The sequence below is a fragment of the Streptomyces solitudinis genome (genome assembly GCF_036323765.1).
Classification (GTDB): domain Bacteria; phylum Actinomycetota; class Actinomycetes; order Streptomycetales; family Streptomycetaceae; genus Streptomyces.
The window spans coordinates 664,478-687,940 of record NZ_JAZDCW010000001.1; the positions used below are offsets into that span (position 1 = coordinate 664,478).

Consider the following 23,463-nt stretch of genomic DNA (forward strand, 5'->3'; position numbering starts at 1 on the left):
AGTGCTCGGAACCAGTCGCATTCCGTACGCCGACGCGCCTCGTCACGACGGTAACCGCTCTCCATGGCGCCACACCAGGCCCCGGCCGTAACTTCCGCCGCACAGAGCCTGCTTGGCGCCTGTGCCGGGGCAAGCGCGGTCAGCTCAGCCAGCCGGGGGCGACCATCCCCGTCTCGTACGCGAGGATCACCACCTGCGCCCGGTCCCGCGCGCCGAGATTCGTCATCACCCGGCTGACGTGCGTCTTGGCCGTCGCCGGGCTGAGCACCAGGCGGCGGGCGATCTCGTCGTTCGACAGCCCGGCCCCCACCAGCTCCATGACCTCCCGCTCCCGCTCGGTCAGCGCGCGCAGCCGCGCCGCCTGCCGGGGGTCGGGCCGGCGCCTGGCGGGGCCGGCCGCGGCGAACTCGGCGATGAGCCGCCGGGTGACGGAGGGGGCCAGCAGCGCGTCACCGCGTACGCCTGGCGCACGCGCAGGGCGCGTCCCACGGCGACGAGCCCGGCCAGCAGGAACAGGGCCAGGTTGTCCACGTGCCGTGCGTCCGAGGCGGCGGCGTGCTCGCCGGCCACGACGGCCAGCAGGGTCACCGCGGCCAGGGCGACGGCGGCGGCCAGGCGCCCGCGCACGGCGACGGTGTACAGCGCGAGGGCGAGGGCCAGCAGCAGGAGGGGCCAGTCACGCTGGGCGAGCGGGTAGTACGCGGTGTTGCACAGCAGCACCACCACCGCGACGGGGACCGGCCACCGCAGCCGCCAGTACAGCGCGCCGCAGCCGGTCAGGGTCAGCGCCCAGCCGAGGGCGACGCGTCCGGGCGGCGCGCCGTCGAGGTGGCCGAGGTCCCACGCGAGCACGGCGGCGAGTGCGGCGGCCGCCGTGCCGGTGAGGACGCGGTGTGCGGGGACGGGCATGCCGGAAGCCTACGCACGGCCCGCCCGGGCCGGCACCGGGTGCCGCTCCGGGCGGACCCGCGCCCGGGAGCGCGGGCGCGCCGGCCCGCGCCCCCGGGCGGGGGTCAGCGCGCCGCCTGCCGGGTGAGGCGGACGGTGTCGCGGTACCACAGCGCGCTGTCCTTGAGCGTCCTGACCTGCGTGGCGTAGTCCACGTGGACGATGCCGAAGCGCTTGTCGTAGCCGTAGGCCCACTCGAAGTTGTCCATCAGGGACCAGGCGAAGTAGCCGCGCACGTCCGCGCCCTGCTCCCGCGCGGCGGCGACCGCCGCGATGTGGTCGGCGAGGTACCGGACGCGCTCCTCGTCGTGGACGGCGCCGCCGGTCACCGGCCCGTCGTCGAAGGCGGCTCCGTTCTCGGTGATCACCGTCGGCAGGCCGTAGTCCCTCTGGAGGCGCACCAGCAGGTCGGTGAGCGAGCCGGGGGTGATCTCCCAGTCCATCGCGGTGCGCGGCAGGTCCCGCTCCACGGCGCGGGTCACCGGCAGGCCGTCCTGGCCGGTGGGCGAGCCGTCCTCGGTGACGCCGGAGAACAGCGCGCCCCGGTAGAAGTTCACCCCGAGCACGTCCAGCGGCGTGGCGATCACCTCCAGGTCCCCGTCCTGCACCGGCAGTTCGATGTCCTGGGCGGCCAGGTCCGCCAGGACGTCGGCCGGGTAGCGGCCGTGCACCAGCGGGTCCAGGTAGAGCCGGGTGCCCATGCCGTCCGCGCGGCGGCACGCCTCACGGTCGGCGTCCGAGTCCGTCTCCGGGTCGGCGGTGCCCAGGTTGAGGGTGATGCCCAGCTCCAGCGGGCGGCTCCCGGCGGCGTCCCGCACGGCGCGGGCCGCCAGGCCGTGGCCGAGGAGCAGGTGGTGGACGGCGTCCAGCGCGGCGGGCAGGTCGGTGCGGCCCGGGGCGTGCTGTCCGAAGGCGTAGCCGAGCATCGCCGAGCACCAGGGCTCGTTCAGGGTGGTCCAGTGCTCCACCCGGTCGCCGAGCGCGTCGTAGGCGAGCTGCGCGTACTCGGCGAACCGGTACGCGGTCTCCCGGGCCGGCCAGCCGCCCGCGTCCTCCAGTTCCTGCGGCAGGTCCCAGTGGTAGAGGGTCACCCAGGGGGTGACGCCCGCCTCCAGCAGGGTGTCGGTGAGCCGCCGGTAGAAGTCCAGGCCCTTGGCGTTGGCCGGGCCGCGTCCGCCGGGCTGGATGCGCGGCCAGGACAGCGAGAAGCGGTAGGTGTCCACACCCAGCCCGGCGAGCAGCTCCACGTCCTGCGGCATGCGGTGGTAGTGGTCGCAGGCCACGTCGCCGTTCTCGCCGCCGGCCACGGCGCCGGGAACGCGGCAGTAGGTGTCCCAGATCGACGGCGTCCGGCCGTCCTCGGCCGCGGCCCCTTCGATCTGGTACGCGGAGGTGGCCACGCCCCAGCGGAACCCGGCGGGGATGCCGGGGACCGCCGCCGGGGTGAGGGAGCGGGTGGGGGTCACGGTCATGGGGGAGTCTCCCGTTTCGCAGATCGGCGGATCAGTGGTCGTGATCGTGGTCGTGGTGGAGCCAGCACGCGACGGTGCGCTCCTCCTCGCCCTCCGGGTGGCCGAGGAAGGGCACCCGGACGGCGCAGGGTTCGAACGCCTTCGGGCAGCGGGGGTGGAACGCGCAGCCGGAGGGCATCGCGGTCAGGTGCGGCGGGGAACCGGGGATGCCGCTCAGTTCGCGCCGCGGACCGTGCAGGGCGGGGAAGGAGTGCAGCAGGCCGTGGCTGTAGGGGTGGCGGGCATCCCGGTAGAGTGCCCCGGCCGTGGCCTCCTCCACCACCCGGCCGCCGTACATGATGGCCACGCGGTCGGAGAACTCCACGAGCAGCGAGATGTCGTGGGTGATGAACACCACCGAGAAGCCCAGTTCCTCGCGCAGCCGCACGAGCTGCCGCAGGATCTGGCGCTGCATGACGACGTCCAGCGCCGTCGTCGGCTCGTCCATGATGACGACCTCGGGGTCCAGGGCCAGGGCCATGGCGATCATCACCCGCTGCCGCATGCCGCCGGAGAGCTGGTGCGGGTAGGCGGCCAGCCGGTCGGCCGAGATGCCGACGAGGGCGAGCAGTTCGGCGGCCTTGGTGTCGCGCTCGGGGCGGGTCATGCCCGGCCGGTGGGCCTTCAGCACGTCGGTGAGCTGACTGCGCACGGTGTGCACGGGGTTGAGCGAGTTCATCGCGCCCTGGAAGACGATGGACAGCTCCTGCCAGCGGAAGGCGCGCAGTTCCGCCGGGGTGAGGGCGAGGATGTCCAGGGGCGCGCCCTCGCGCGGGTGGTAGAGCACGTCGCCACCGGTGATCACCCCGGGCGGCGCGAGCAGCCGGGTGACGGCGTAGGCGAGCGTGGACTTGCCCGAGCCCGACTCGCCCGCGAGGCCCAGGACCTCGCCGCGGTGCAGGGTGAGGTCGATGTCGCGCAGGGCGTGCACGGCGCCGTCGCCCGTGCCGTAGTCGACGTTCAGCTCGCGGACGCTCAGGACGGGCTGCCTGGTGCCGGTCATGCGGGGTGCTCCTTGTCGTGCGGGCTGTGCTCCACGGGGTCATCGGCGCGCTCCGGGCGTGCCGCCGGTGCCGTGGCCCGTGCCGCCGGGCGGCGGGCCACCGGGGTGAACCCGACCCGCATCCGCACCGTGCGCGAGGCGCCGGGGGCGACGCGCAGCCGGGGGTTGACGAACTCGTCGATGCCGAAGTTGATGAGCGCGAGCGCCGTGCCGAGCAGGGCGATGCACAGGCCCGCGGGCACGAACCACCACCACGCGCCCTGCGCGAGCGCCTGGTTGGACTGCGCCCAGAACAGCACCGTGCCCCAGTTCCAGTTGGAGATGTCGGCGACGCCGATGAAGGCGAGGGTGATCTCGGACAGGACGGCGAAGATGACGGTGCCGACGAACCCGGAGGCGATCACCGCGGTGAGGTTCGGCAGGACCTCGCAGCAGATGAGGCGCCAGGTGGGCTCCCCGGTCGCGCGCGCCGCCTGTACGTAGTCGCGGCCGCGCAGCGACAGCGTCTGGGCGCGCAGCACCCGCGCCCCCCACGCCCAGGAGGTCAGGGCGATGACGGCGGCGATGAACAGGTCGCTGGTGTCGGCGACGAAGCTGGCGACGATGATGATGAGCGGCAGCCCCGGGATGACGAGGAAGATGTTGCTCAGCGCCGACAGCAGCTCGTCGCCGACGCCGCCGAGGAAACCGGCGCTGACGCCGATCAGGACGGACAGCACGGTGGCGATGAGACCCGCCAGGAAGCCGACCACCAGGACGCCCCGGGTGCCCACCAGGATCTGGGAGAGCACGTCCTGGCCGGTCTGGGTGGTGCCGAGCCAGTGGTCGGCCGAGGGCGGCTGGAGGATGGCGTCGCTCATCGCGTCGGGGTCGTAGGGCGCCAGCCAGGGGCCGACGACCGCGAGCACGACGAAGAAGCCGAGGAGCGCGAGCCCGGTGAGGGTCTTGCCGCCGCGCAGGAAGCGCAGCCGCTGCCGCGCGGGCGAGGCGTGCGGGGTGCCGGGGGCGTCGGCCTCGGTGGCCGCCGGCTGGGAGACGGTTGCGGTCACGGCTCAGTTCTCCCTGCGGGTGCGGGGGTCGAGGAGCATGTAGATCAGGTCGGCCAGGAGGTTGGCGGCCAGGACCGAGAGCGTGATGATCAGGAACACGCCCTGCATGAGCGGGTAGTCCTTCGCGTTGACGGCCTGGTACAGCTGGAAGCCGATGCCGGGGTAGGAGAAGACCATCTCCACCAGGAGCGTTCCGCCGACGATGAAGCCCAGCGAGAGCGCGAAGCCGGAGATGTTCGGCAGGACGGCGTTGCGGGCGGCGTAGGAGAACATCACCCGCCGCTCGGACAGGCCCTTGGCCTGGGCGACCGTCACGTAGTCCTCGGAGGAGACGGTGACCATCATGTTGCGCATGCCGAGGACCCACCCCGCCATGGCGCTGAGCACGATCGTCACCCCGGGCAGGAACGAGTGGTACAGCGCGCTGGAGATGAACGGCCAGTCGAACGCCGGGATGAGCGCCGGGTCGTAGCCGCCCGCGGCGGGGAAGAGGGGCCAGGCCACGGCGAAGACCGCGATGGCGATGAGGCCGAGCCAGAAGTAGGGGATCGCGGAGATGAACGTGGTGACCGGCAGCAGCGAGTCGAGCCACGAGCCGCGCCGCCAGCCGCTGAACACCCCGATGCCGGTGCCGACCAGGAAGCTGATCAGCGTCGTGGTGCCCACCAGGGCGAGCGTCCACGGCAGCGACTGGGCGATGACGTCACCGACCGGGGTGGGGAAGAAGGTGAACGACATGCCGAGGTCGCCGCGCAGCAGGTGGGACCAGTAGTCGGTGTACTGCTCCCACAGGGAGGCGTCCTCGTTGAGCCCGAACAGGGCCCGCAGCGACGCGATCGCCTTGCTGTCGAGCTGCCCCTGGAAGCGCGTCATCAGCGCCTGGACGGGGTCGCCCGGCATGAGCCGGGGGATGAGGAAGTTGATGGTCATCGCCGCCCAGGCGGTGACGAGGTAGAACGCGAGCCGCTGGAGGAAGTACTTCACCGGACCGCCCCCTTCGCCGTCCCGTGCGCCGCGGCCGTGCCCGGGGTGTCCTTCGCGGCTCCGGCGCCCTGCGGGGTCTGCGCGTCCGCCGCGCCGGCGGCCTGCGGCTGCGCGCCGCCGTCCGCGTAGAGCCAGCAGGCCGCCCAGTGCCCGTCGGCCAGCGGGAAGCGCGGCGGCACCTGGGTGCGGCAGCGCTCCATGGCGTGCGGGCAGCGGGGATGGAACCGGCAGCCGTCGGGCGGGGAGATGAGGGAGGGCGGTTCCCCGCCGGTCGTCTCCCGCGCCCCGCCCTCGCCGCCCTCGCCGGCCCGGTCGGGATCGGGCGCCGAGGCGATGAGGAGCTGCGTGTAGGGGTGGGCCGGGGACTGGGTGACCCGCTCGCTGTCGCCGCCCTCGACGATACGGCCCGCGTACATCACCAGGGTGGTGTCCGCGAAGTAGCGGGCGGAGGCGATGTCGTGGGTGATGTAGAGGATCGCCAGCCGCCACCGCTCCTTGAGGTCGCGCAGCAGGTTGAGCACGCCGAGCCGGATGGACACGTCCAGCATGGAGACGGGCTCGTCGGCGAGCAGCACCTGCGGGTCGGCGCCCAGGGCGCGGGCGATCGCCACCCGCTGGCGCTGCCCGCCCGACAGCTCGTGCGGGAACACGTCGAGGTAGCGCTCGGGCGGGGTGAGCTGCACCCGGCGCAGCAGCTCGCCCAGCTCCTCGTCCGTGCCCTGGCGTCCGTGGACGCGCAGGGCACGGGTGAGGTGGTAGCGCACGGTGTGCACCGGGTTCAGCGAGGCGAAGGGGTCCTGGAAGATCATCTGGACCCGGCGGACGTAGCGGCGGAAGGACCGGCCGCGCCCGGCCACCGTGGGCCGCCCCGCCAGGAGGATCTCCCCCGAGGTGAGCGGGTAGAGCTGCGCCAGCAGCCGCGCGACGGTCGACTTGCCCGAGCCCGACTCGCCGACCAGCGCGGTGACGGAACCCTGGCGCAGGCTCAGGGAGACGTCGTCCACGGCGTGCACGGTGCGCCGCCTGCGGGCGAGCAGGTCGCCGGCGGTGCGGCGGACGGGGAAGTGTTTGGTGACGGTCCGTGCCTCGAGCACGGTCTCGCTCTCGCGGTGTTCGGTCATGACCGGCTTCCGTTTCGCTCCGTTCGAAGGGCCCTGGACTGTCAGGAGGCGGGCTTGAGCCGCAGCACGATGTCCAGCGCGTTGGGCTGGGTGGGCTGCGGTGGCGCGTACGGGTCCGACTCGGTCGGCCAGCCGGTCCAGTTCTTGGTGGAGTACTCGGCGCCGATCGGTCCGGCGGCCGTCGGCACCATCGGGACCTGCTCGACCATCACGTCCTGGAGGGTGTTCAGCGCCTCGGTGCGCGTGGCGTCGTCGGTGGCGTTCGCGTACTCCTTGAGGGCCTTCGTGGCCTCCGGGCTGTCGAAGCGGCCGAAGTTGCCGAGCGGGGCGCTCTTGCCGACGGGCTGGAGCAGCTCGCCGTCCATGATGTTCTGGTACATGTCGTACGGCGTGGGCCCGGTGTTGGTCCAGTGCAGCGTGGCGTCGAAGTCGCCGTTGGAGACGGCCGCCGTCCACGCCTCGGCGGTCTGGGTCTTGACGCTGGCCTCGACGCCGATCTTCTTGACGTTGTCCTTGATGATCGACAGGCCGGTGATGTAGTCGTTCCACCCGGCCGGGTCGGTGAGGGTGATCTTGACGGGCTTGCCGTCCGGGTCCTTGAGGGTGCCGCCGCTCAGCTCGTAACCCGCCTCGTCGAGCACCTTCTTCGCGCCCTCGACGTCCACCTCGACCTCGGCGTCGCGGTACTTCGGGCTGAGGAAGGGCTCACCGGCCGGGAGCGGTATGCCGGTGGGGTTGGTGATCTCCGGGTACAGCTCCGCCTGGGCCTGGACGTGGATCGCCTCGCGGTCGATGACCATCGCCATGGCCTTGCGCAGCGCCGGGTCGCCCAGCGCCCCCCGGGTGGTGTTGAACCACAGGCCGTGGATGCCCAGCCCGGAGGGGAACCAGAGCTTGTTGTGCTCCGGGTCCTTGGAGGTGTAAAGCTCCTCGTGGTTCGGCATGAACACGAACGACCACTCGGTCTTGCCGTTGGCCAGCGCCGTGGTCTGCGCGCTGTTGTCGTTGTAGGACGTGTAGCGCAGCTCCTTGACCTGCGTCTCGCCCTTCCAGTAGTCCGGCGCGGCCACCAGCGTCGTCGTCTGCGGCGTGAAGGTCTTCAGCGTGTACGGGCCGGAACCGACGGGCTCGCGGTTCGGCCAGGTCGTCGGGTCCTCGACCTTCTCCCAGATGTGCCGGGGCACGATGAACGTGCTGAGGATCTTCATCTGGTTGACGAACTGCGAGGACGTGAAGGTCAGTTCGACGGTGTCCCCGGAGGCGGTGATCCCGTCGTAGGGGATGGCGTTGCCGTTGAGCGCCTCGTGCTCCTTCAGGAGTCCGAAGGTGTAGGCGACGTCCTCCGCGGTGAGCGGCTCGCCGTCGGACCACGTGGCCCGCGAGTCGATGGTGAAGGTGACCTTGGTGAAGTTGTCCTCCCAGGCCCACTCCTTGGCCAGCCAGGGCGTGCCCTCCTCGCCGGGGCGGATGATGTTCGTCATCACCAGCGGCTCGTAGATCATGAACCGGTAGCCGAGCGACGCGCCGGCCGACGTGCCGAGGAACGGGTTGCTGTTGTTGGTCTGGGGGCCGTTGGGCATGCCGATGCTGAGCACACCGGACGCCCCGGTGCCGCGGTTGGCGTTGCTGTTGGCGGACGAGCAGCCGGTGGCGAGCGCCGCCACGGCGATGGCCGCGGCGATGACGCGGGTGGTGTGACGCGGGCGGGTGTCTCTCATGGGGAACTCCTGGCGGGAATCGCGTGCGGTGGACCGGGTGGGACGACAGATGCGGAGGAAGCGGGGCAAAAGCAAGGACGCAGGGCAGGGCTGGCCGTGCCCGGGGGTGAGGAGGGCGGTGCGGGTGTGCGGGACCGCGCGGTGCCGGGGTGGCGGCAGCGCGGCCGGGCGGGGAGGGAGCGGTGGGCGGAGCCGGGGCGCGGCCGGGTCAGGCGGCCGGGGCCGAGTTGCGCACCACCAGTTCGGTGGGCAGGACGACGGGGGTGCCGGGGGCCGGGGTGCCGCCCAGGTGGTCCAGCAGGACGCGGGCGGCCGTCTCCCCCATGCGCCGCATGGGCTGTCGGACGGTGGTCAGGGGCGGATCGGTGTGCGAGGCGAGGGGGACGTCGTCGAAGCCGATCACGGCGACGTCGTCGGGCACCCGGCGTCCGGCCGCGCGCAGCGCCCGCAGGGCACCGGCGGCGCTGACGTCGTTGTGGGCGAAGACGGCGTCGAACTCCTCGCCGGTGGCCAGGCGCTGCTGGACGGCCAGGCAGCCGGCCGCCTCGGTGAAGTCGCCGTGGTGGACGCGGGCGGGGGGCAGCCCGTGTCCGGCCTCCGCGAGGACGCCGCCGAAGCCCGCCAGCCGGTCGTGGACGCAGCCGAAGTGCGAGGGCCCGGTGATGACCAGCGGCCGGGAGCGGCCGCCCGCCAGCAGGTGCCGTGCGGCGCTCGCCCCGCCCTCCCGGTTCGTGGTCGCCACGGACGGGAAGGCGGGGCTCTGCGCCCGGTCGTCGATCAGCACGACGGGCAGGCCCTTGCGGTGCAGCCCGGTGATCGTCTCCAGGGTGTTCTCCGGTTCGACGACGACCAGGCCGTCGAAGGCCCGCGCCGACACCTGGCCGGTGAACCGCGCGACGGACTCCACGCCTCGGTTGCAGGTGAACAGCAGCATGCCGTAGCCCGCCGCCTCGACCGTGTCCACGACGCCCTGGAGGACCTCGCCCATCCACGGCCACGTCAGCGTCGGCACCAGCATGCCCACCGTGCGGCTGTTGCCCCGCGCCAGGCCCACGGCCCGTGAGCTGGGCACGTAGCCGAGCTGGCTGATCACGGACCGCACGCGGGCCGCGGTCCGGTCGTCCACCTCACCCTTGGTGTTCAGGACGCGCGAGACCGTCGTCTTGCTGACGCCCGCTTCGCGGGCGACGTCGGCGATGGTGACGCGCATTCCGATCCTCCAGGAACTGGTGCTCCGCAGGTGAGCACGGGCACGGGGGGCCCGGGGGCAGCCCGGGTCAGCCAGGGGAAACGTACCGGAGGCGGCGGCGCTGCCTGCCCGGTACCGCTTCCGGTACCGATTCCGGAACCGGTTTCGGTGACTGGGCGGTGAGTTAACCGTCCCGAAACCCGGCCGTCAATACTTCACGCGAGTTCCGGAACTCCACGGGCCGGAACGGTTTCCCGCGTTCACAGGCCGAACGCGGGAGGTGGCACCCCGCGCATCCCGCGGCCGGTGACCCGCGGCGCGCTTAGGGCAGGCCCGCGGGGGCAGACGGCCAGCCCACGGACGGACAGGAGGCCGCGATGATGCGAAGCGTGGGTGTGGAGGAGGAACTCCTCCTGGTGGACCCGGACACCGGCGAGCCGCGGGCCGTCTCCGGCGCGGTGCTGGCGTTCGCCGACGACGACACCCGGCTGGAGAAGGAACTCCAGCGTGAGCAGGTGGAGACCGGCACCCGGCCCAGGACGTCGATGGGCGACCTCGCCGCCGAAGTGCTGCGCTGGCGCAGGGAGGCGGCCCACCGCGCGCGCCAGGCGGGCGCCGAGGTCGCGGCGCTGGCCACGTCGCCGCTGCCCGTCGAACCCTCGGTGAGTACCGGGGAGCGCTACCAGCGGCTGCGCGACGAGTTCCGCATGACCGCCGACGAGCAGCTCACCTGCGGCTGCCACGTCCACGTCAGCGTGGACAGTGACGAGGAGGGCGTGGCCGTCCTGGACCGGATCAGGCCGTGGCTGGCGCCGCTGCTGGCCCTCAGCGCGAACTCGCCGTTCTGGCAGGGCCGGGACAGCGGCCACGAGAGCTACCGCACGCAGGTGTGGGGGCGGTGGCCTTCGGCGGGACCGGTGGAGGTCTTCGGCTCGCCCGAGCGCTACCACCACGAGGTGCGCACCCTGCTGGAGACGGGCACGCTGCTGGACGAGGGCATGATCTACTTCGACGCCCGGCTCTCCCGCTCCTATCCGACCGTGGAGATCAGGGTCGCCGACGTCTGCCTGGACCGGGCCGACACCGTGCTCCTGGCCGCTCTCGTACGCGGCCTGGTGGAGACGGCCTCGCGTGCCTGGCAGGCGGGGGAGCCGCCCGCTCCGGTCAGCGCCCGGCTGCTGCGGCTCGCGGCCTGGCGCGCGGCGCGCTCGGGCCTGACGGAGGAACTCGTCCACCCGCTGACCTGGACCCCGGCACCGGCCGGGACGGTCGTGCGCTCCCTGGTCGATCACGTGCGGACGGCGCTTACCGACGCCGGGGACCTGGAACTGGTCAAGGACGGGCTGGCCGAGCTGCTGCACCGGGGCAACGGCGCCGCCCGGCAGCGCGCCCGCCACACCAGGACGGGCAGCCTGCGCGACGTCGTCACCGACGCCGTCTCCCGCACGACGGCCTGAGCACGCCCCGGGCGGTGCCGTGCCGCACCGCCCGGTCGCCGCACGGCTCAGCGCGGCGGGGGAGCGGGCTGGGGCGCCGGGACGCGCCGCAGCCCGCGGACGGCGGGCAGGACCAGCAGCGTCGCGCTCACCACGACGGCGGCGACAGCGCCCGCCAGCAGCACCACCCGGGCGCCCAGCCACCCGGCGGCCGGGCCGGCGAGGGCCTGCCCGACGGGCATCATGGCCAGCGAGCCGGCCACCTCGTAGGCGTGGATGCGGCCGAGCACCGGGCCGGGCACCTGGGTCTGCACGCAGGTCATCCACATCACGCCCCAGAACCCGACGGCCGCCCCGGCGACGGCGGTGCACGCGGCGACGGCGGGCACCGGCAGCCCGGCGCCGACGGCGGCCGGGAACAGGGCGGCGCCGAAGAGCGCCGCGGCCCCGGCCCGCAGCGGGAACGCGGGCCGCAGCCGGAAGGCGAGGAGCCCGCCGAGCGCGGTGCCGCCGCCGAGCGCGGAGTTGACCAGCCCGTAGGCGTCCGCGCCGTGCCGGGGGATGATCTCACCGGCCGTCAGCGGTGTCTGCGGTCCCCACACGGTGACCATCAGCACCATCCACAGCAGGATCACCGACCACATCCACGACCGGGACCTGAACTCGCGCCAGCCCTGGGCCAGGTCGGCGAAGTAGCCGACCGGAGGCGCGGTGCCGCCCGCCGCCCGGCTCCCGCGGCGCCCCAGGCGCACGAACGCCAGGCACCCGGCGCTGACGGCGTACGTCGCGGCGTGCGCGACGAGCACCCCGCCGGGCGAGACGGTGGCCACCAGCAGCCCGGCCGCGGCCGGTCCGGCCAGCAGCGCCAGGGACTCCGCCGTCCGGATCACCGCGTTCGCGCCCTGCACGTCCCGCGCGATCCGGGGCACCACGGACGCCACCCCGGGCTGGAAGACGCCCGCCGCGACGCCGTTCACCGCGCCGATGGCGCAGATCTGCCACAGCACCACGTGCCCGGACAGGAAGAGGGCGGCGGCCAGCGCCTGCGTCCCCACCCGCACCACGTCCGCCGTGACCATGAGGCGCCGCGGTTCGGTGCGGTCGGAGAAGACGCCGCCGAAGACGACGAACCCGGCGAAGCACACCGAGTACGACGCCATGGCCAGTCCGATGCCCCCGGCCCCCAGGCCGTGCGCGATGAGCCCGGCGGCCAGGGCCACCGGCAGCATGGCGTCGCCCAGCCGCGCGACCGCGCGGGCGGCCAGGAAGAACAGGAAGTCGCGCGAGGTCAGGCGCTCGGTCGGCGGGGCGGCGGGCCGGACGGCGGGCGGGGCCGCGCCCTGGCCGGCGCCGGGCGGAGAGGCGTTCACAGTGGGGGCAGTCTGACTCCGGCCCGGCCCGTCCGTCCAGCCGTCCCCGGCGTGCCCGGTTGCTCCGTCCGGCGGGCCGGGACGGGTGAGTCCGCGCCGGGGCCCGGGTGCGTCGGCCGGAGCGCCGGGCGGCCGCGCGCACAATGCCCGCATGCCCGCTTCCCCCGCCGCGCCCCCGCCCGGACCCGTCCGCCCGCCCGGCGGCTCGGGCGTCCCCGAGACGCTGGCCGCCCTGCGCGCGCTGCCCCGGGAGCCGCCCCGGGCGGCGGAACGCGCGGCGAGCGGCGTGTGGCGGCTGCCGGGCGCCGCGGAGGCGGTCATCGAGGCGCTGACCCCAGCGGGGCGGGAAGCGGAACGCGAGCCGGGACGGGATGCGGGGGACGCGGCGCCGGGCGGAGCGGACCGGGAGGTGCGGGAGCGCGGCTGGGCGATGGTGCGGGTGCGCGTCCTGGAGGAGGCCGCGGCCGGACGGGACTGGACGCGGGAGGCGGCGGCGTGGCTGGAGCGGGGCGGCGCCTCCTGGGCGCGGTCGGCGCGCCTGACCTCCGACCTGGCCTGGCGCACCCGGGCCGAACGGCGCAGCGCCCTGGAGTTCCTCACCGAGGAGCAGGTGGCGCTCACCGATCCGGGTACCGTGCGCGGCCGTGCGCTGTGGCACCTCTACCTGACCACCCTGCGCTACGATTTCCGCTGCCGCGCCGTCACGGCCCTCTTCGGGAGGCTGCCGGACGGTGCCCTCGACGGACTCGACCCGTACACCGAGTCGCTGCGCGTCTTCGCCCTGCTCGGCCGGTCCCGGCCGCAGGGCCTGCCCGCCGCCGACCGCGTCCTCGCCCGGGCCGGGACGGACGCGAAGGTGGCCCACGCCGTGCTGCACGGCCTGTGGCTGGGGGAGGACCTCCCCGGCCAGGCCCGGCGCATGCTGGCCGTGCTGGACGGCCCGGCCTTCGCCGGCGGGGCGGACCCGGAGGCCCGTTTCCGCCGCGCCTTCGCGCTGCGGAAGACCGGTGCGTACCGGGCGGCGCTCACGGAGGTGGAGGCGGCCATCGACGCCCTGGACCCCACCGAGGTGGTCGTCCACGCCGACTGCGTGCGCGAGCGCGCGCTGATCCTGGCCGAGCGCGACCTGCGTGCCGTGGCCGAGGACGTCCGCGGCGGGGGAGGGGCCGGGTGAGCGCTCAGTCCGGCCCGATCGCCTGTTCGGTCCAGATCGTCTTGCCGCGGGCGCCGTAGCGGCTGCCCCAGCGGCTGGTGAGCTGGGCCACCAGGAACAGGCCCCGGCCCCCTTCGTCCGTCGTGTGCGCCCGGCGCAGCCGGGGCTGGGTGTTGCTGGTGTCCGTCACCTCGCAGACCAGCCGGCTGTCCCGGATGAGCCGCAGGCCCACGGGGCCGCCCGCGTAGCGGATCGCGTTCGTCATCAGCTCGCTGACGACCAGCTCCGTGGTGAAGGACAGCTCCTCCAGGCCCCAGTCCGCGAGCTGGCCCGCCGTCGCCTCGCGGGCCTCGGCGACGGCCTGCGGGTCGGCGGGGAACTGCCAGCATGCGGTGGCGGCGTCCGGCAGGGTGCGGGTGCGCACCAGCAGCAGGGTCACGTCGTCCGGCGGCGGGGAGGCGGTCAGCGGGCCGGCCAGTTCCTGTCCGATCTCCTCCAGCGTCCGGCCGGGCCGGCAGGCGGCGGCCAGCCGCGCGGGCAGCGCCCCGGTGTCGGGGGCGCCGGACGCCGAGCGGGGGCCGTGGCGGACCAGTCCGTCGCTGTAGAGGGCGAGGACACTGCCCGGCACAAGCTCTGTCTCGGTCATCTCGAACGGCATGCCGCCCACGCCCAGCGGCGGCCCCGGTGTGACGCCGATCAGGGCGGAGCTGCCGTCGGGACGCGCCACGGCGGGCGCTGGATGCCCGGCGCTGGCCACCCGGCAGCATCCGGTGACCGGGTCGTAGACGGCGTACAGGCAGGTGGCGCCCATGGCGTCGGGGGTGTCGCTCTCCCCGGCCATGCGCTGCACGAGGTCGTCCAGCCGGATCAGCAGCTCGTCCGGCTCCAGGTCGAGTTCGGCGAGCGTCTGGACGGCGGTGCGCAGCCGCGCCATGGTGGCGGTGGCGCGCAGCCCGTGTCCGTACACGTCCCCGACGACCAGGGCCACGCGCAGCGAGGACAGCGGCAGGGCGTCGAACCAGTCGCCGCCGACGCTGGCGCCGCCCCCGGCCGGCAGGTACAGGCCGGAGGTCTGCGCGGCGGCCGTGCTCGTCGAGACGGGCGGCAGGAGGCTGCGCTGGAGCATCTCCGCCATGCGGCGCTCGCGGGTGTAGCGGCGCGCGTTGTCCACGTTCAGGGCCGCGCGGGTGACGATCTCGCGCAGCAGCCGGGTGTCCTCCTCGTCGAAGGGCACCGGGTTCTCGGTGCGGTAGACCAGGACGTAACCCAGGGGCAGACCGCGGGCGAACAGCGGCGTGCCGAGGGAGGCGCGCAGGCCCTCGGGGAGGATCAGCCTCACCAGTTCCGGGTCGTCGCCGAGCATCGCCCGCGACTGCGCCGCGTCGCTGGCGATGATCGAACCGCCGACGCCCACGCGCCTGAACTCCGGCCGGTCCGGGATGCGCGGCAGGAGCTGCCCCGGCTGCACGAGGTCGGCGGGCCAAGCCCCGGCGGCGTGCTTCGCGGCGACCCGCCGGGTCGGTTCGAGGGAGGAGCCCCGTATGCGGGCGGCGGGGTCGCCGCCCGCCAGGACCGTTTCGGAGATCTCGACCGTCGCCATGTCACCGAGCACCGGGACGAGCACCTCGACGAGGTCCTGGGCGGTGCGGGTCACGTCCAGCGATCCGCCGATCCGCCGGGAGGCGTCGTAGACGAGCTGGAGCTGGTGCCAGGCGCGGCGCTGCTCGGTGGCGTCGGTGACGACGGCCAGCGTGCCGAACGGGCCGCCGTCCGCGTCCCGCAGGGGCAGCGCCGTCAGGGTGAGCACCCGTTCCGCGGCTCCCGGCCCCGGCTCCCGCAGCCGCTGCTCCGTGGTGGGCAGCGGAACGCCGTCGCGCAGGGTCCGCGCGAGCTGCCCGGCCGCCTCCTCGTGCCCCTCCCAGGACACCAGGTCCAGCACGTGCGCGGGCCTGCCGTCGCCGGTGCGGGGCCAGTCCGGCCTCTCCTGGGCGGCGTTGGCGCGCACCGGGCGCTGCTCCGCGTCGTGCAGGGCCACCGCCATCCGGTCCTGCGTGAACAGGGCCCGGCCGATCGCGCGGTCCTGCTCCCAGACCAGGGCGTGCCCGGCCGGTGCCGCCAGTGCCACCACGTCGGCCGTCCCCGACAGCGGCACCAGGCGCACCACCGTCTCCACCGGGTGGCCCGTGCGGTGCAGCAGGCACATGACCCGGCCGCCGTACACCGTCTGGGCCGGGCGCCCGCCCCGGCGGCGCAGCACGGCGGGAGGGGCCACCAGGTCACGGGCCGGACGGCCCACGACGTCCCGTGCGGGCCGGCCGAGGAGCGCCGCCGCCTCGCGGGACCAGCGCAGCACCCGCCCGTCCGCGCCCAGGACCACCGCCGCCAGGCCGCTGAACGGCGTCGCGGCGTCCGGTTCCCCGGACGGCGCTGCGGTCATGGGTCCTCCCTCCCGGCGACGTGTCCGGCTCCGCGCTCCCGCGTGGAGCCGACGCTGTCTCAAGCGTGCTCCCTCACGGGCGGAAAGGCGGTGCGCGGTTGCGCCAACCGGGTCAGCCGGTCCGCCGGTCAGCCGGACCGGCCGGGACGGCCGCCGATCCGGCGGGCGCACGGGCGGCGGCGCGCGTGACGCGGCTGCTCCCGCCCCGGGCAGGGGGCGGGAGCAGCCGCGTCACGCGGTGGGGCCCGGCTTTTGGCCGGTGCGGGCGGGGGCCGCCGGGCTCAGCCGGCGACCGTCCACTTCTGGTTGGGCGTGCCCGTGCAGGTCCACAGCTGGAGCCGGGTGCCGTTGGCCGAGCTGTGGCTGGCGGCGTCCAGGCACTTGTCGGCCTGCGGGTTCACGATGTCCCGTGCCCCGGTGACCACCCACTGCTGGGCCGCGGTGCCGTTGCAGTCCCACAGCTGGACCCGGGTGCCGTCGGCCGTGCCGCCACCGGCGGCGTCCAGGCACTTGCCCAGGGCCCGCAGGGTGCCGTCGGAGGCGCGGGTCCAGCGCTGGGCCGCGGTGCCGTTGCAGTCGTAGAGCTGCACCGGGGTGCCGTTGGCCGGGTTGGCGCCGGCCACGTCGACGCACTTGCCGCCCAGGCCGGTGACCGGGCCGCCCGCGCCGCCGCCGGAGCCGGTGGAGACGCGCACGTAGTCCACGGTCATGCGCTGCGGCAGGACGGTGCCGCCGTCCGGGTCACCGGGCCAGTGCCCGCCGACCGCCAGGTTGAGGATCATGAAGAAGGACTTGTTGAACACCCACTGGCGGCCGCCGAGGTCGGCGGGGGTGAGCTGGAAGTAGGTGTTGCCGTCCACGGACCAGCGCAGGGAGTCGGGCGCCCAGTCGACGGCGAAGGTGTGGAAGCCGTCGGCGAACGCCTGGCCGCCCGGCAGGGTGTACCCGCCGCCGATGCCGCCGGACCCGGAGTAGCCGGGACCGTGGACGGTGCCGTGCACGGTCCCGGGCTCGAAGCCGACGTTCTCCATGATGTCGATCTCGCCGCTGGCGGGCCAGCCGACGTCGCCGAAGTCGTTGCCCAGCATCCAGAAGGCGGGCCACATGCCCTGGCCGCGCGGCACCTGGATGCGGGCCTCCACCCGGCCGTACTGGGCCGCGAAGCGCCCGGCGGTGTTCATCCGGGCCGAGGTGTACTCGCACCGCCCGTACCAGCACTGGTAGTTCTGCGGGTTCTCCCGGCGGGCGGTGATCACCAGGTTGCCCCGCCCGTCGAGCGCGGCGTTGCGGTTGCCGGAGGTGTAGTACTGCCGTTCGGCGTTGTTGACGTTGTCGCCGGTCTCCAGTTGCCACTTGGAGCCGTCCACGGCGGCTCCGGCCGGGCCGTCGAAGGTGTCCTCGAAGACGACGGCGAGCGGGCCTGGCGCCTGGGCGGGACCGGGCCGCGCCTCGGGCCCGGCCGCTGCGGGACCGGAGGCGAGCAGCGACCAGCACAGGGTGGACACGAGGCCGAGTGCGGTGAGGGCCGAGGCGCGGGTACGGGATCTGCGGGGGCGCGAGAGCATGGCGGTTTCCTCGTCCGTGCGGTGGGGGCGCTTCGATGAGGGAGGAGCGCTGAGACGTGTGGCTGCAAGAAGTGAACCGGAAGCGGTGAAGGTCCGGACCAGTTCGGCTCTGCGAGTTAACTGCTTTGACGAGAACCCGTCAAGGAGGGCGGAGTTCCGGAACTTCCCGGCCGTGCGGCGCGGCCGTCCCTCGGAGGTGTGAACGGGCCGGGGCCGGGAAGACGAGCGCCCGTGACGACCGCGGACCGCATCCGACGTGCCGACCGGGAACTGACCTGGCGGCTCACCGCCCTGCGCGCGCCCCGCCTCGTCACGGCGCTCCGCCACGTCGGCACCGCCTCCCGCCACACGAAGCTGTGGGTCGGCGCGGCGGCCGTACAGGCGGCCCTCGGCGGCCGTCCCGGCCGGGCGTCCGCGTTCTCCGGCCTGCTGAGCCTGGGCGTGACGCAGGTCCTGTGCAACGCCCTGGCCAAGCAGGCGTACGACCGGGACCGCCCGCCCAGGTCGCTGGTGCGGCACGGCGACATCGCCGGCCGGCCCGGCAGCTCCTCGTTCCCCTCGGGCCACGTGGCCGCGGCGACCGCCTACACGAGCGCGGTCGCCCTCCGGCAGCCCGCGGTGGGCGCCGCCCTCACGGTGCCCGCGGCCCTCGTGGCCGTGCAGCGCGTCCAGTCCGGCGCTCACTACGGCAGTGACGTGCTCGCCGGCGCCGTCATCGGCGTCCTGTGCACCGCGCTCACCCGGCGGGCCCCGGCCCTGCTCGGGGGGAGCGGGGGCCCGCGCCGGAGCCTGAGCCGTCCGGGCGCCCGCGGCCCCTGGCCGCGCCGCCGGGCGGGCTGACCCGGCGCGGCGTCGCCCGGACGGCGGCCCGGCGCCCCGCCCGGCGCGCCGAGCGCGGCGGGCGGTGCTCCCATGGGAGAGGCATGTTCCCCAAGCCCTCCGCGGGAGGGCACGCCGAGGAGACCCACCGTGCCCGACACCTCTCCCACACCGCAGTACACCGTGCCCGGCCTGTCCCCGGAGGCGGGCGGCGACATCATCCGCCTGCTGCGGGGGCGCCTGCACGCCCTGAACGACCTCGCCCTGACCCTGAAGCACGTGCACTGGAACGTGGTCGGGCCGCACTTCATCGCCGTCCACGAGATGCTCGACCCGCAGGTCGACTCCGTCCGCGGCATGATCGACACCACCGCCGAGCGCATCGCCACGCTCGGCGGCTCGCCCCCCGGCACCCCCGGCGTGCTGGTGGCCGAGCGCACGTGGGACGACTACGGCGTGGGACGGGCCGGCGCCATCGAGCACCTCGGCGCGCTGGACGTCGTCTACACCGGCGTCATCGAGGACCACCGCCGCGCGATGGAGGCCGCCGACGACATCGACCTCGTCACCCAGGACATGCTCATCGAGCACCTGCGGGACCTGGAGCTGTTCCAGTGGTTCGTGCGCGCGCACCTGGAGAACGCGGGCGGCTCGCTGAGCACCGGGGGCGCCGGCACCGAGCAGGACGCCGCGGCCCGCGCCGCCGACCGCGCCCGCCAGGAGCCCTGAGCCCCCGGCGCCCGGCCGGTCAGGTGCCGAACGCCGCCGCCAGCAGCCGCAGCGGGGCGCTGCGGCCCCGGCCGGGCACCGTCAGCAGCGGGTGGCCCCGCACGCCCCAGGTGCCCAGCAGCGCGTTGGCCGCCTCGAAACCGGTGGTGGCCGCCCGCTCCATCAGGGCGACCGGCAGGTCGGTGCGCACCACGTCCCCGGCCAGCACGAGCCGGGGGTGGTCCGTGCGCACGGCGGGACGGTCCGCGCGGCTCCCGGTGGCGAACAGCGGGCAGTCCTGCCGCCACTCGTGCCGCTCGTCGACGACACCGGCCCGCGCCGTCTCCGGGTAGACGCGGGCCAGCTCCGCCCGGGCGCGCCGCCGCACGGCGGCGCGGTCCGCGCCCGGGCCGACGGCGTAGGCGTGCAGCTCCACCACGCTGCCGCCGGTCCGGGCGGCCCAGCGGGCGGCCTCGCCCTCGTAGCGCTCCAGCACGCTGACGTTGTCCAGCGGCCCGTACCCGCCGGTGCCCAGGAAGCCGGGGCGGGCCGCGGCCACGGGCGTGTCCAGCCAGTACCGCGAGACCAGGAAGGGCGGGGCCTCGCGCAGCTGCTCCACCCCCTTGCGCCAGTCCGGGCGGCCGAGCGCCGGTGAGGCGTCCGCCACGGCCCGCAGCCCGGCGCCGTCCAGGGCCAGGACGACCGCGTCGTAGCGCTCGGTGCGCTCACCGCCGCCATGGCCGCCGCCCGTGGCGACCGCGAAGCCGTCCCCCTCGGGGTGGACGCCGTGCACGGCGGTGCCGGTGCGCACGTCCACGCCCAGCCGCAACAGGTGGCCGGCCAGTGGGTCCCAGAGCGCCGCGGGGAACGGCTCGGCGGGGACGTCGAAGAGCAGGCCCTCGGCGGAGCCCAGGAAGTAGATGTGGAACATCAGCGCGAGTTCGGCGGCCGACAGGTCGCGCGGGTCCGCGAAGAAGCTGCGCGAGAAGACCTCGAACGCCAGGTGGCGCGCCTGGCGGGGGAACCGCACGGCGTCCAGGAAGTCCGCGGCGCTGACCCCGTCCAGGCGTTCGTGCACGCGCGGCACCCGCACGTCCAGCAGCGGCAGGGCGGCGCGCGGGTTCATGCCCGCGAGCCCGGCCGGGGTGAACGCCGGGCTGAGGGCGGTGAAGCCCAGCACGCTCCAGGGCGGGGTGCGCGGGACGCGGGCGAAGCCGTCCTGCGCGCCCCCGCTGTGCCGCAGCGGGTAGTCCGGGAGCGGCACCAGCATGGACAGCTCCGGGTCCACACGCCGCAACAGGTTCCGCAGGTTGTAGTACTGGCGGAAGAAGGCGTGGAAGCCGCGGGTCATCGTGACGGTGGTGCCGTCGGCCAGCTGCGTGGGCCAGCCGCCGACGCGCCCGCCGAGCTGGTCCCGCCGCTCCAGCAGGTCGACGCGGACCCCGCGTTCGGCCAGCGCCGTCGCGGCGGCCAGCCCCGCGATGCCGCCGCCGACCACGGCGGTGCGCGCCGCACGTCCGGTCAGGCGCGCGGCGCCGGGCGGGGCGGGCCGGTACACGGCGCGCCGGTCGCGGGCCAGCCGGGGACGGCGCCGGAGGCCGGACGGGGAGGGCTGTGGTCGCTTCACGTGGAGCCTTTCCGTGGTGGTGCGCACCGCACGTCCGGTCAGCCGACCGGCGCGCGGCGGGGGAGCAGGGGCAGTTCGGCCAGCGAACGGGCCATGGGCAGCACCGGCGAGCGCAGGCCGATCGCCACCTCCTCGGCCGGTGAGGAGCGGCCGTCGAGGAAGCGCAGCACGCGCTCCAGCGGGTTGCGGCGGAAGAGGTCCTCGAAGAACGCGGCCCCGTCGACGCGTCCGGTGGCCAGCGCCCGCAGCAGCGCCGCGTCCATGGCCCGGTGGCGGCGGGCGTGCGGCCTGGGCGGCACCGGTGCGGCACCGGCCCGGTACGCGGCGGCGATCGCCGCGCTCTGCCGCCGGACCGCCGCGAACGTGTAGCCGGTGGCGGGCCGGGTGGCGCCGCCCGCGGTGCCGACGCGGAACACCGAACGCCCGGCCCGGCGCGGGAAGACGGCGTCGGTCATGGGGATGACGCCCTGCTCGGCGCGGGTGACCGTGAAGGTGCCCAGCGGCCGCACCCGCTCCGTGTAGTGGCGCAGCGCCTCGGCGTACCCCGCGTCGCCGAGGGGGGCCGGGGAGAACTCGGTGTACTCCACCAGAGCCTCGCGCGGGGTGAACGGCAGGACGTAGGCGAAGGACAGCCCGCGCCGCGGCTGCGGGGTGCGGAAGTCCATCAGTTCGGCCGTGCCGGGGTCGAAGCGGTCCTCGGCGGTCGAGACGAACCAGCCGCGGAAGTGCTGGAGCAGCGTCGTGCGGGCGGGCGGCAGCACCCGGGGCGGGCGGGAGTCGAACACCCACCGGCCGCGCAGGCGGAACGGCCGTCCCGCCGTGTCCAGGCCGCTGACCGCCGCGCCGTGCGGGCCGTCGTCGGCGACGCCGGTGACGGTGCCGGTGTACCGGGCCACGCCGGGGACGGCGGCGAGTTCGGCGTCCAGGGCGCGGGTGAAGTCGGCCGACCGGATCATCTGGTAACGGCGTGCGGAGCTGCCGGTGACCGGCCCGCCGTCCCGGCCGCGCACGGCCAGCCGCTCCCAGGAGGCGGACGCCAGCGGATCGGGCGCGGCGCCGGGCTCGCCCCAGAAGCACCAGGTGCGCTCCGGGCTGCGCCGCGGTCCGGGCGGCGGCTCGACGAGCAGCACCGAGCAGGCCGGTCCGGGGCCGCTCCCGGCGGTCAGCTCCCGGGCCAGCGACAGGCCGGCCGCGCCCGCGCCCACCACGACGACGTCCGCGTCCCTCATCCGCACGTCCCTTCCGCCTCAGCCGGTCTGTGGTGCGGCGCCGCGCCCGTCCGGGGTAGGCGTAGCCGCATGACCGCACCTCCGCGTCCGCCCGCCGTCCCCGCCGCTCCGGCAGCCCCGGGAGCGCCTGTCGTTCCGGCCGCCCCCGCCGTCCGGACGGGAGCGTGGCCGCGATGACGCTGCTGCACGACGGCGCCCTGGGCGCCGCCTTCGACCAGGCGTCCGGCGCCTGCGACCGCCTGGTGGCCGCCGGCCCCGGATACCACCGGTGACTGCGCCGCTCGGCCCGCCGGCTGGCCCTGCCGGCACAGGGCGCCGGGCTGCGCCTGCTCGACCTGGGCTGCGGGACGGGCGCGTCCGCCGCCGCGCTGCTCACCGCCGCGCCCCGCGCCCGGATCGTCGCGGTGGACGCCTCCGCAGGGATGCTGGAACGCGCCGCCGCCAAGCGCTGGCCGCAGAAGGTCACGTTCGTCCACGCGCCCGCCGAGCGGCCCGCTAAGACGCTCGCCGCACCGGGGCAGGGGCCGGACACCGGGCTGTGCGACGCCGTGTTCGCCGCCTGCCTGGTGCGCAACCTGAGCGGACCCGACGCCTTCCTGGCCCGCCGCCCCGGTCACGAGCCGGGGTAGCGGCCCTGGCTGCGCAGCTGCCAGCGCCGTTCGGCGTAGTCGAGGTCGTCGCGCCACAGCCGGGCCGCCGCGCGGCGCACCAGCGGACGCAGCAGCGGCGCGGCGGCCCGCGCGACGGTGAAGCCCGGCCGCTTCGAGGTGGCGAGCACGGCCTCGGTCACGGCGGTGCGGGGCCGGGCGTCCCCGGCCGCGGTGAGCGGCGTCGCGTGGGTCTCCACCGAGGACGAGGCGCCCTCCCCGTCGATGATGTGCATGACCACCGTGCGCGGCTCCGGCGCGGTGAAGGAGGCCCGCACCGGCACGGCGGCCCGGGAGCCGACCCGGTAGGCGACGTCCACCACGAAGCGGTCACCGGTGTCCGGGTCCGGCTCCTCGACGACGGTCAGCCGGGTGAAGGCGTACGGGTGGAACCACGCGCCGTGCCAAGGGTCCAGCCGGTTGGCGATGACGTCCTGCGGTTCGCAGGCGCCCTCCAGGGTGGTCACCGCGTCCACCGTCGCGGCGGCCTCCGGGCGGGGCGGCAGGCACGGCGCGGGCAGCGGGGACTCGCCGCCCGCGCCGTCCAGCCGCACCCACGCGAGCACCCCGTCGTCGTGCACGGGCACCGGGTCCCAGCCGGGCCCGCCCTCCCGGGACAGGCCCAGGCCGTGCCAGTGGCACACGATCCGGCCGCGCACGACGGCGCTGTCGCACAGCGGCGCGCCCAGGTGCGGGCAGGCGCCGGGGCCCGCGGCCAGGCGTCCGGACGCGTCCCGCCACAGCACGACCTCCACCCCGGCGACCGTCCGCCCGAACGGGGCGCCGGGCGGGATGTCGCGGCTGGCGGCGGCCACGTACCAGTTGCCGGAGGGCCGGGCCGCGGCCCGTGCCAGCGCGTCGGCGATCAGCCGCGGACGCGCCGCGCGCCAGGTCGGCTGCTGCTCGCTCCAGCCCGTGCCCGGCATCAGCCGCAGCGGGCTGCGCCAGC

The 23,463-nt window shown here is 75.3% G+C and carries 18 protein-coding genes and 2 pseudogenes; 5 read left to right on the forward strand and 15 right to left on the reverse strand.

Going from position 1 to position 23,463, the window contains the following annotated elements:
- Positions 1-139: 139 nt before the first annotated feature.
- From V1J52_RS02745 to V1J52_RS02785, 9 genes and pseudogenes are all read right to left on the reverse strand, one after another.
- A pseudogene (locus V1J52_RS02745) lies at positions 140-457 on the reverse strand (response regulator transcription factor); the annotation flags it as partial.
- A complete protein-coding gene (locus V1J52_RS02750; protein WP_330137895.1) occupies positions 340-909 on the reverse strand; it encodes a hypothetical protein in 570 nt (189 codons plus the stop codon). The pseudogene V1J52_RS02745 and the gene V1J52_RS02750, both read right to left, overlap by 118 nt.
- 104 nt (positions 910-1,013) lie before the next feature.
- Positions 1,014-2,420, reverse strand: coding sequence for a GH1 family beta-glucosidase (locus V1J52_RS02755; RefSeq protein WP_330137896.1), 1,407 nt, complete (start codon positions 2,418-2,420; stop codon positions 1,014-1,016).
- Positions 2,421-2,451: 31 nt separating this feature from the next.
- Positions 2,452-3,462, reverse strand: a complete 1,011-nt coding sequence (locus V1J52_RS02760; protein WP_330137897.1) for an ABC transporter ATP-binding protein — start codon at positions 3,460-3,462, stop codon at positions 2,452-2,454.
- Complete coding sequence (locus tag V1J52_RS02765) at positions 3,459-4,511, reverse strand: ABC transporter permease (protein WP_330137898.1); 1,053 nt, start codon at positions 4,509-4,511, stop codon at positions 3,459-3,461. Before V1J52_RS02765 ends, V1J52_RS02760 begins: the two co-directional genes overlap by 4 nt.
- Positions 4,512-4,514: 3 nt before the next feature.
- Positions 4,515-5,495: an ABC transporter permease gene (locus V1J52_RS02770; RefSeq protein WP_330137899.1), complete on the reverse strand. Its 981-nt coding sequence runs from the start codon at positions 5,493-5,495 to the stop codon at positions 4,515-4,517.
- Entirely contained in the window at positions 5,492-6,616 is a 1,125-nt protein-coding gene (locus tag V1J52_RS02775) for an ABC transporter ATP-binding protein (RefSeq protein WP_330137900.1), read from the reverse strand. Before V1J52_RS02775 ends, V1J52_RS02770 begins: the two co-directional genes overlap by 4 nt.
- 41 nt (positions 6,617-6,657) lie before the next feature.
- The gene (locus V1J52_RS02780; RefSeq protein ID WP_330137901.1) at positions 6,658-8,334 is read right to left on the reverse strand and encodes an ABC transporter substrate-binding protein; all 1,677 of its coding nucleotides are present in this window, start codon (positions 8,332-8,334) and stop codon (positions 6,658-6,660) included.
- Positions 8,335-8,542: 208 nt separating this feature from the next.
- Positions 8,543-9,544, reverse strand: a complete 1,002-nt coding sequence (locus V1J52_RS02785; protein WP_330137902.1) for a LacI family DNA-binding transcriptional regulator — start codon at positions 9,542-9,544, stop codon at positions 8,543-8,545.
- Between the two features lie 359 nt (positions 9,545-9,903).
- On the opposite strand from V1J52_RS02785, the gene V1J52_RS02790 reads away from it, so the two are divergent.
- On the forward strand, positions 9,904-10,980 hold the full coding sequence (locus V1J52_RS02790) for a glutamate--cysteine ligase 2 (protein ID WP_330138105.1): 1,077 nt from the start codon (positions 9,904-9,906) through the stop codon (positions 10,978-10,980).
- A 47-nt stretch (positions 10,981-11,027) separates the two neighbouring features.
- Here V1J52_RS02790 and V1J52_RS02795 read toward each other — a convergent pair whose 3' ends face one another.
- Positions 11,028-12,329 carry an MFS transporter gene (locus V1J52_RS02795; protein ID WP_443075692.1) on the reverse strand — a complete coding sequence of 434 codons (1,302 nt, stop codon included), beginning with the start codon at positions 12,327-12,329 and terminating at the stop codon, positions 11,028-11,030.
- Positions 12,330-12,480: 151 nt separating this feature from the next.
- On the opposite strand from V1J52_RS02795, the gene V1J52_RS02800 reads away from it, so the two are divergent.
- Positions 12,481-13,503 carry a hypothetical protein gene (locus tag V1J52_RS02800; protein ID WP_330137903.1) on the forward strand — a complete coding sequence of 341 codons (1,023 nt, stop codon included), beginning with the start codon at positions 12,481-12,483 and terminating at the stop codon, positions 13,501-13,503.
- 4 nt (positions 13,504-13,507) lie between these two features.
- Here V1J52_RS02800 and V1J52_RS02805 read toward each other — a convergent pair whose 3' ends face one another.
- Complete coding sequence (locus V1J52_RS02805; RefSeq protein ID WP_330137904.1) at positions 13,508-15,919, reverse strand: ATP-binding SpoIIE family protein phosphatase; 2,412 nt, start codon at positions 15,917-15,919, stop codon at positions 13,508-13,510.
- Between the two features lie 281 nt (positions 15,920-16,200).
- Complete coding sequence (locus V1J52_RS02810; RefSeq protein ID WP_330137905.1) at positions 16,201-17,484, reverse strand: RICIN domain-containing protein; 1,284 nt, start codon at positions 17,482-17,484, stop codon at positions 16,201-16,203.
- Between the two features lie 231 nt (positions 17,485-17,715).
- Here V1J52_RS02810 and V1J52_RS02815 point away from each other — a divergent pair, with 231 nt between their 5' ends.
- Together V1J52_RS02815 and V1J52_RS02820 are read left to right on the forward strand one after the other, a co-directional pair.
- Positions 17,716-18,324, forward strand: coding sequence for a phosphatase PAP2 family protein (locus V1J52_RS02815; RefSeq protein ID WP_330137906.1), 609 nt, complete (start codon positions 17,716-17,718; stop codon positions 18,322-18,324).
- Positions 18,325-18,453: 129 nt separating this feature from the next.
- Positions 18,454-19,032, forward strand: a complete 579-nt coding sequence (locus tag V1J52_RS02820; RefSeq protein ID WP_330137907.1) for a Dps family protein — start codon at positions 18,454-18,456, stop codon at positions 19,030-19,032.
- 19 nt (positions 19,033-19,051) lie between these two features.
- Here the strand turns inward: V1J52_RS02820 and V1J52_RS02825 are convergent, their stop codons facing one another.
- The gene (locus tag V1J52_RS02825; RefSeq protein WP_330137908.1) at positions 19,052-20,638 is read right to left on the reverse strand and encodes an FAD-dependent oxidoreductase; all 1,587 of its coding nucleotides are present in this window, start codon (positions 20,636-20,638) and stop codon (positions 19,052-19,054) included.
- Positions 20,639-20,676: 38 nt separating this feature from the next.
- Positions 20,677-21,867, reverse strand: a complete 1,191-nt coding sequence (locus V1J52_RS02830; protein WP_330137909.1) for a lycopene cyclase family protein — start codon at positions 21,865-21,867, stop codon at positions 20,677-20,679.
- 173 nt (positions 21,868-22,040) lie between these two features.
- Between V1J52_RS02830 and V1J52_RS02835 the strand changes: the two are divergent.
- Positions 22,041-22,466: pseudogene (locus tag V1J52_RS02835) on the forward strand (class I SAM-dependent methyltransferase); the annotation flags it as partial.
- A gap of 14 nt (positions 22,467-22,480) precedes the next feature.
- Here the strand turns inward: V1J52_RS02835 and V1J52_RS02840 are convergent.
- Positions 22,481-23,440, reverse strand: coding sequence for a DUF5914 domain-containing protein (locus V1J52_RS02840; protein WP_330138107.1), 960 nt, complete (start codon positions 23,438-23,440; stop codon positions 22,481-22,483).
- Between the last annotated feature and the right edge of the window lie 23 nt (positions 23,441-23,463).

What these genes read in the sequence shown, in the direction of transcription:
- V1J52_RS02750 (WP_330137895.1), bottom strand. Translation starts at nt 909, where the DNA reads ATGCCCGTCCCCGCACACCGCGTCCTCACCGGCACGGCGGCCGCCGCA.
- V1J52_RS02755 (WP_330137896.1), bottom strand. Translation starts at nt 2,420, where the DNA reads ATGACCGTGACCCCCACCCGCTCCCTCACCCCGGCGGCGGTCCCCGGC.
- V1J52_RS02760 (WP_330137897.1), bottom strand. Translation starts at nt 3,462, where the DNA reads ATGACCGGCACCAGGCAGCCCGTCCTGAGCGTCCGCGAGCTGAACGTC.
- V1J52_RS02775 (WP_330137900.1), bottom strand. Translation starts at nt 6,616, where the DNA reads ATGACCGAACACCGCGAGAGCGAGACCGTGCTCGAGGCACGGACCGTC.
- V1J52_RS02780 (WP_330137901.1), bottom strand. Translation starts at nt 8,334, where the DNA reads ATGAGAGACACCCGCCCGCGTCACACCACCCGCGTCATCGCCGCGGCC.
- V1J52_RS02785 (WP_330137902.1), bottom strand. Translation starts at nt 9,544, where the DNA reads ATGCGCGTCACCATCGCCGACGTCGCCCGCGAAGCGGGCGTCAGCAAG.
- V1J52_RS02790 (WP_330138105.1), top strand. Translation starts at nt 9,904, where the DNA reads ATGCGAAGCGTGGGTGTGGAGGAGGAACTCCTCCTGGTGGACCCGGAC.
- V1J52_RS02800 (WP_330137903.1), top strand. Translation starts at nt 12,481, where the DNA reads ATGCCCGCTTCCCCCGCCGCGCCCCCGCCCGGACCCGTCCGCCCGCCC.
- V1J52_RS02805 (WP_330137904.1), bottom strand. Translation starts at nt 15,919, where the DNA reads ATGACCGCAGCGCCGTCCGGGGAACCGGACGCCGCGACGCCGTTCAGC.
- V1J52_RS02810 (WP_330137905.1), bottom strand. Translation starts at nt 17,484, where the DNA reads ATGCTCTCGCGCCCCCGCAGATCCCGTACCCGCGCCTCGGCCCTCACC.
- V1J52_RS02830 (WP_330137909.1), bottom strand. Translation starts at nt 21,867, where the DNA reads ATGAGGGACGCGGACGTCGTCGTGGTGGGCGCGGGCGCGGCCGGCCTG.
- V1J52_RS02840 (WP_330138107.1), bottom strand. Translation starts at nt 23,440, where the DNA reads ATGCCGGGCACGGGCTGGAGCGAGCAGCAGCCGACCTGGCGCGCGGCG.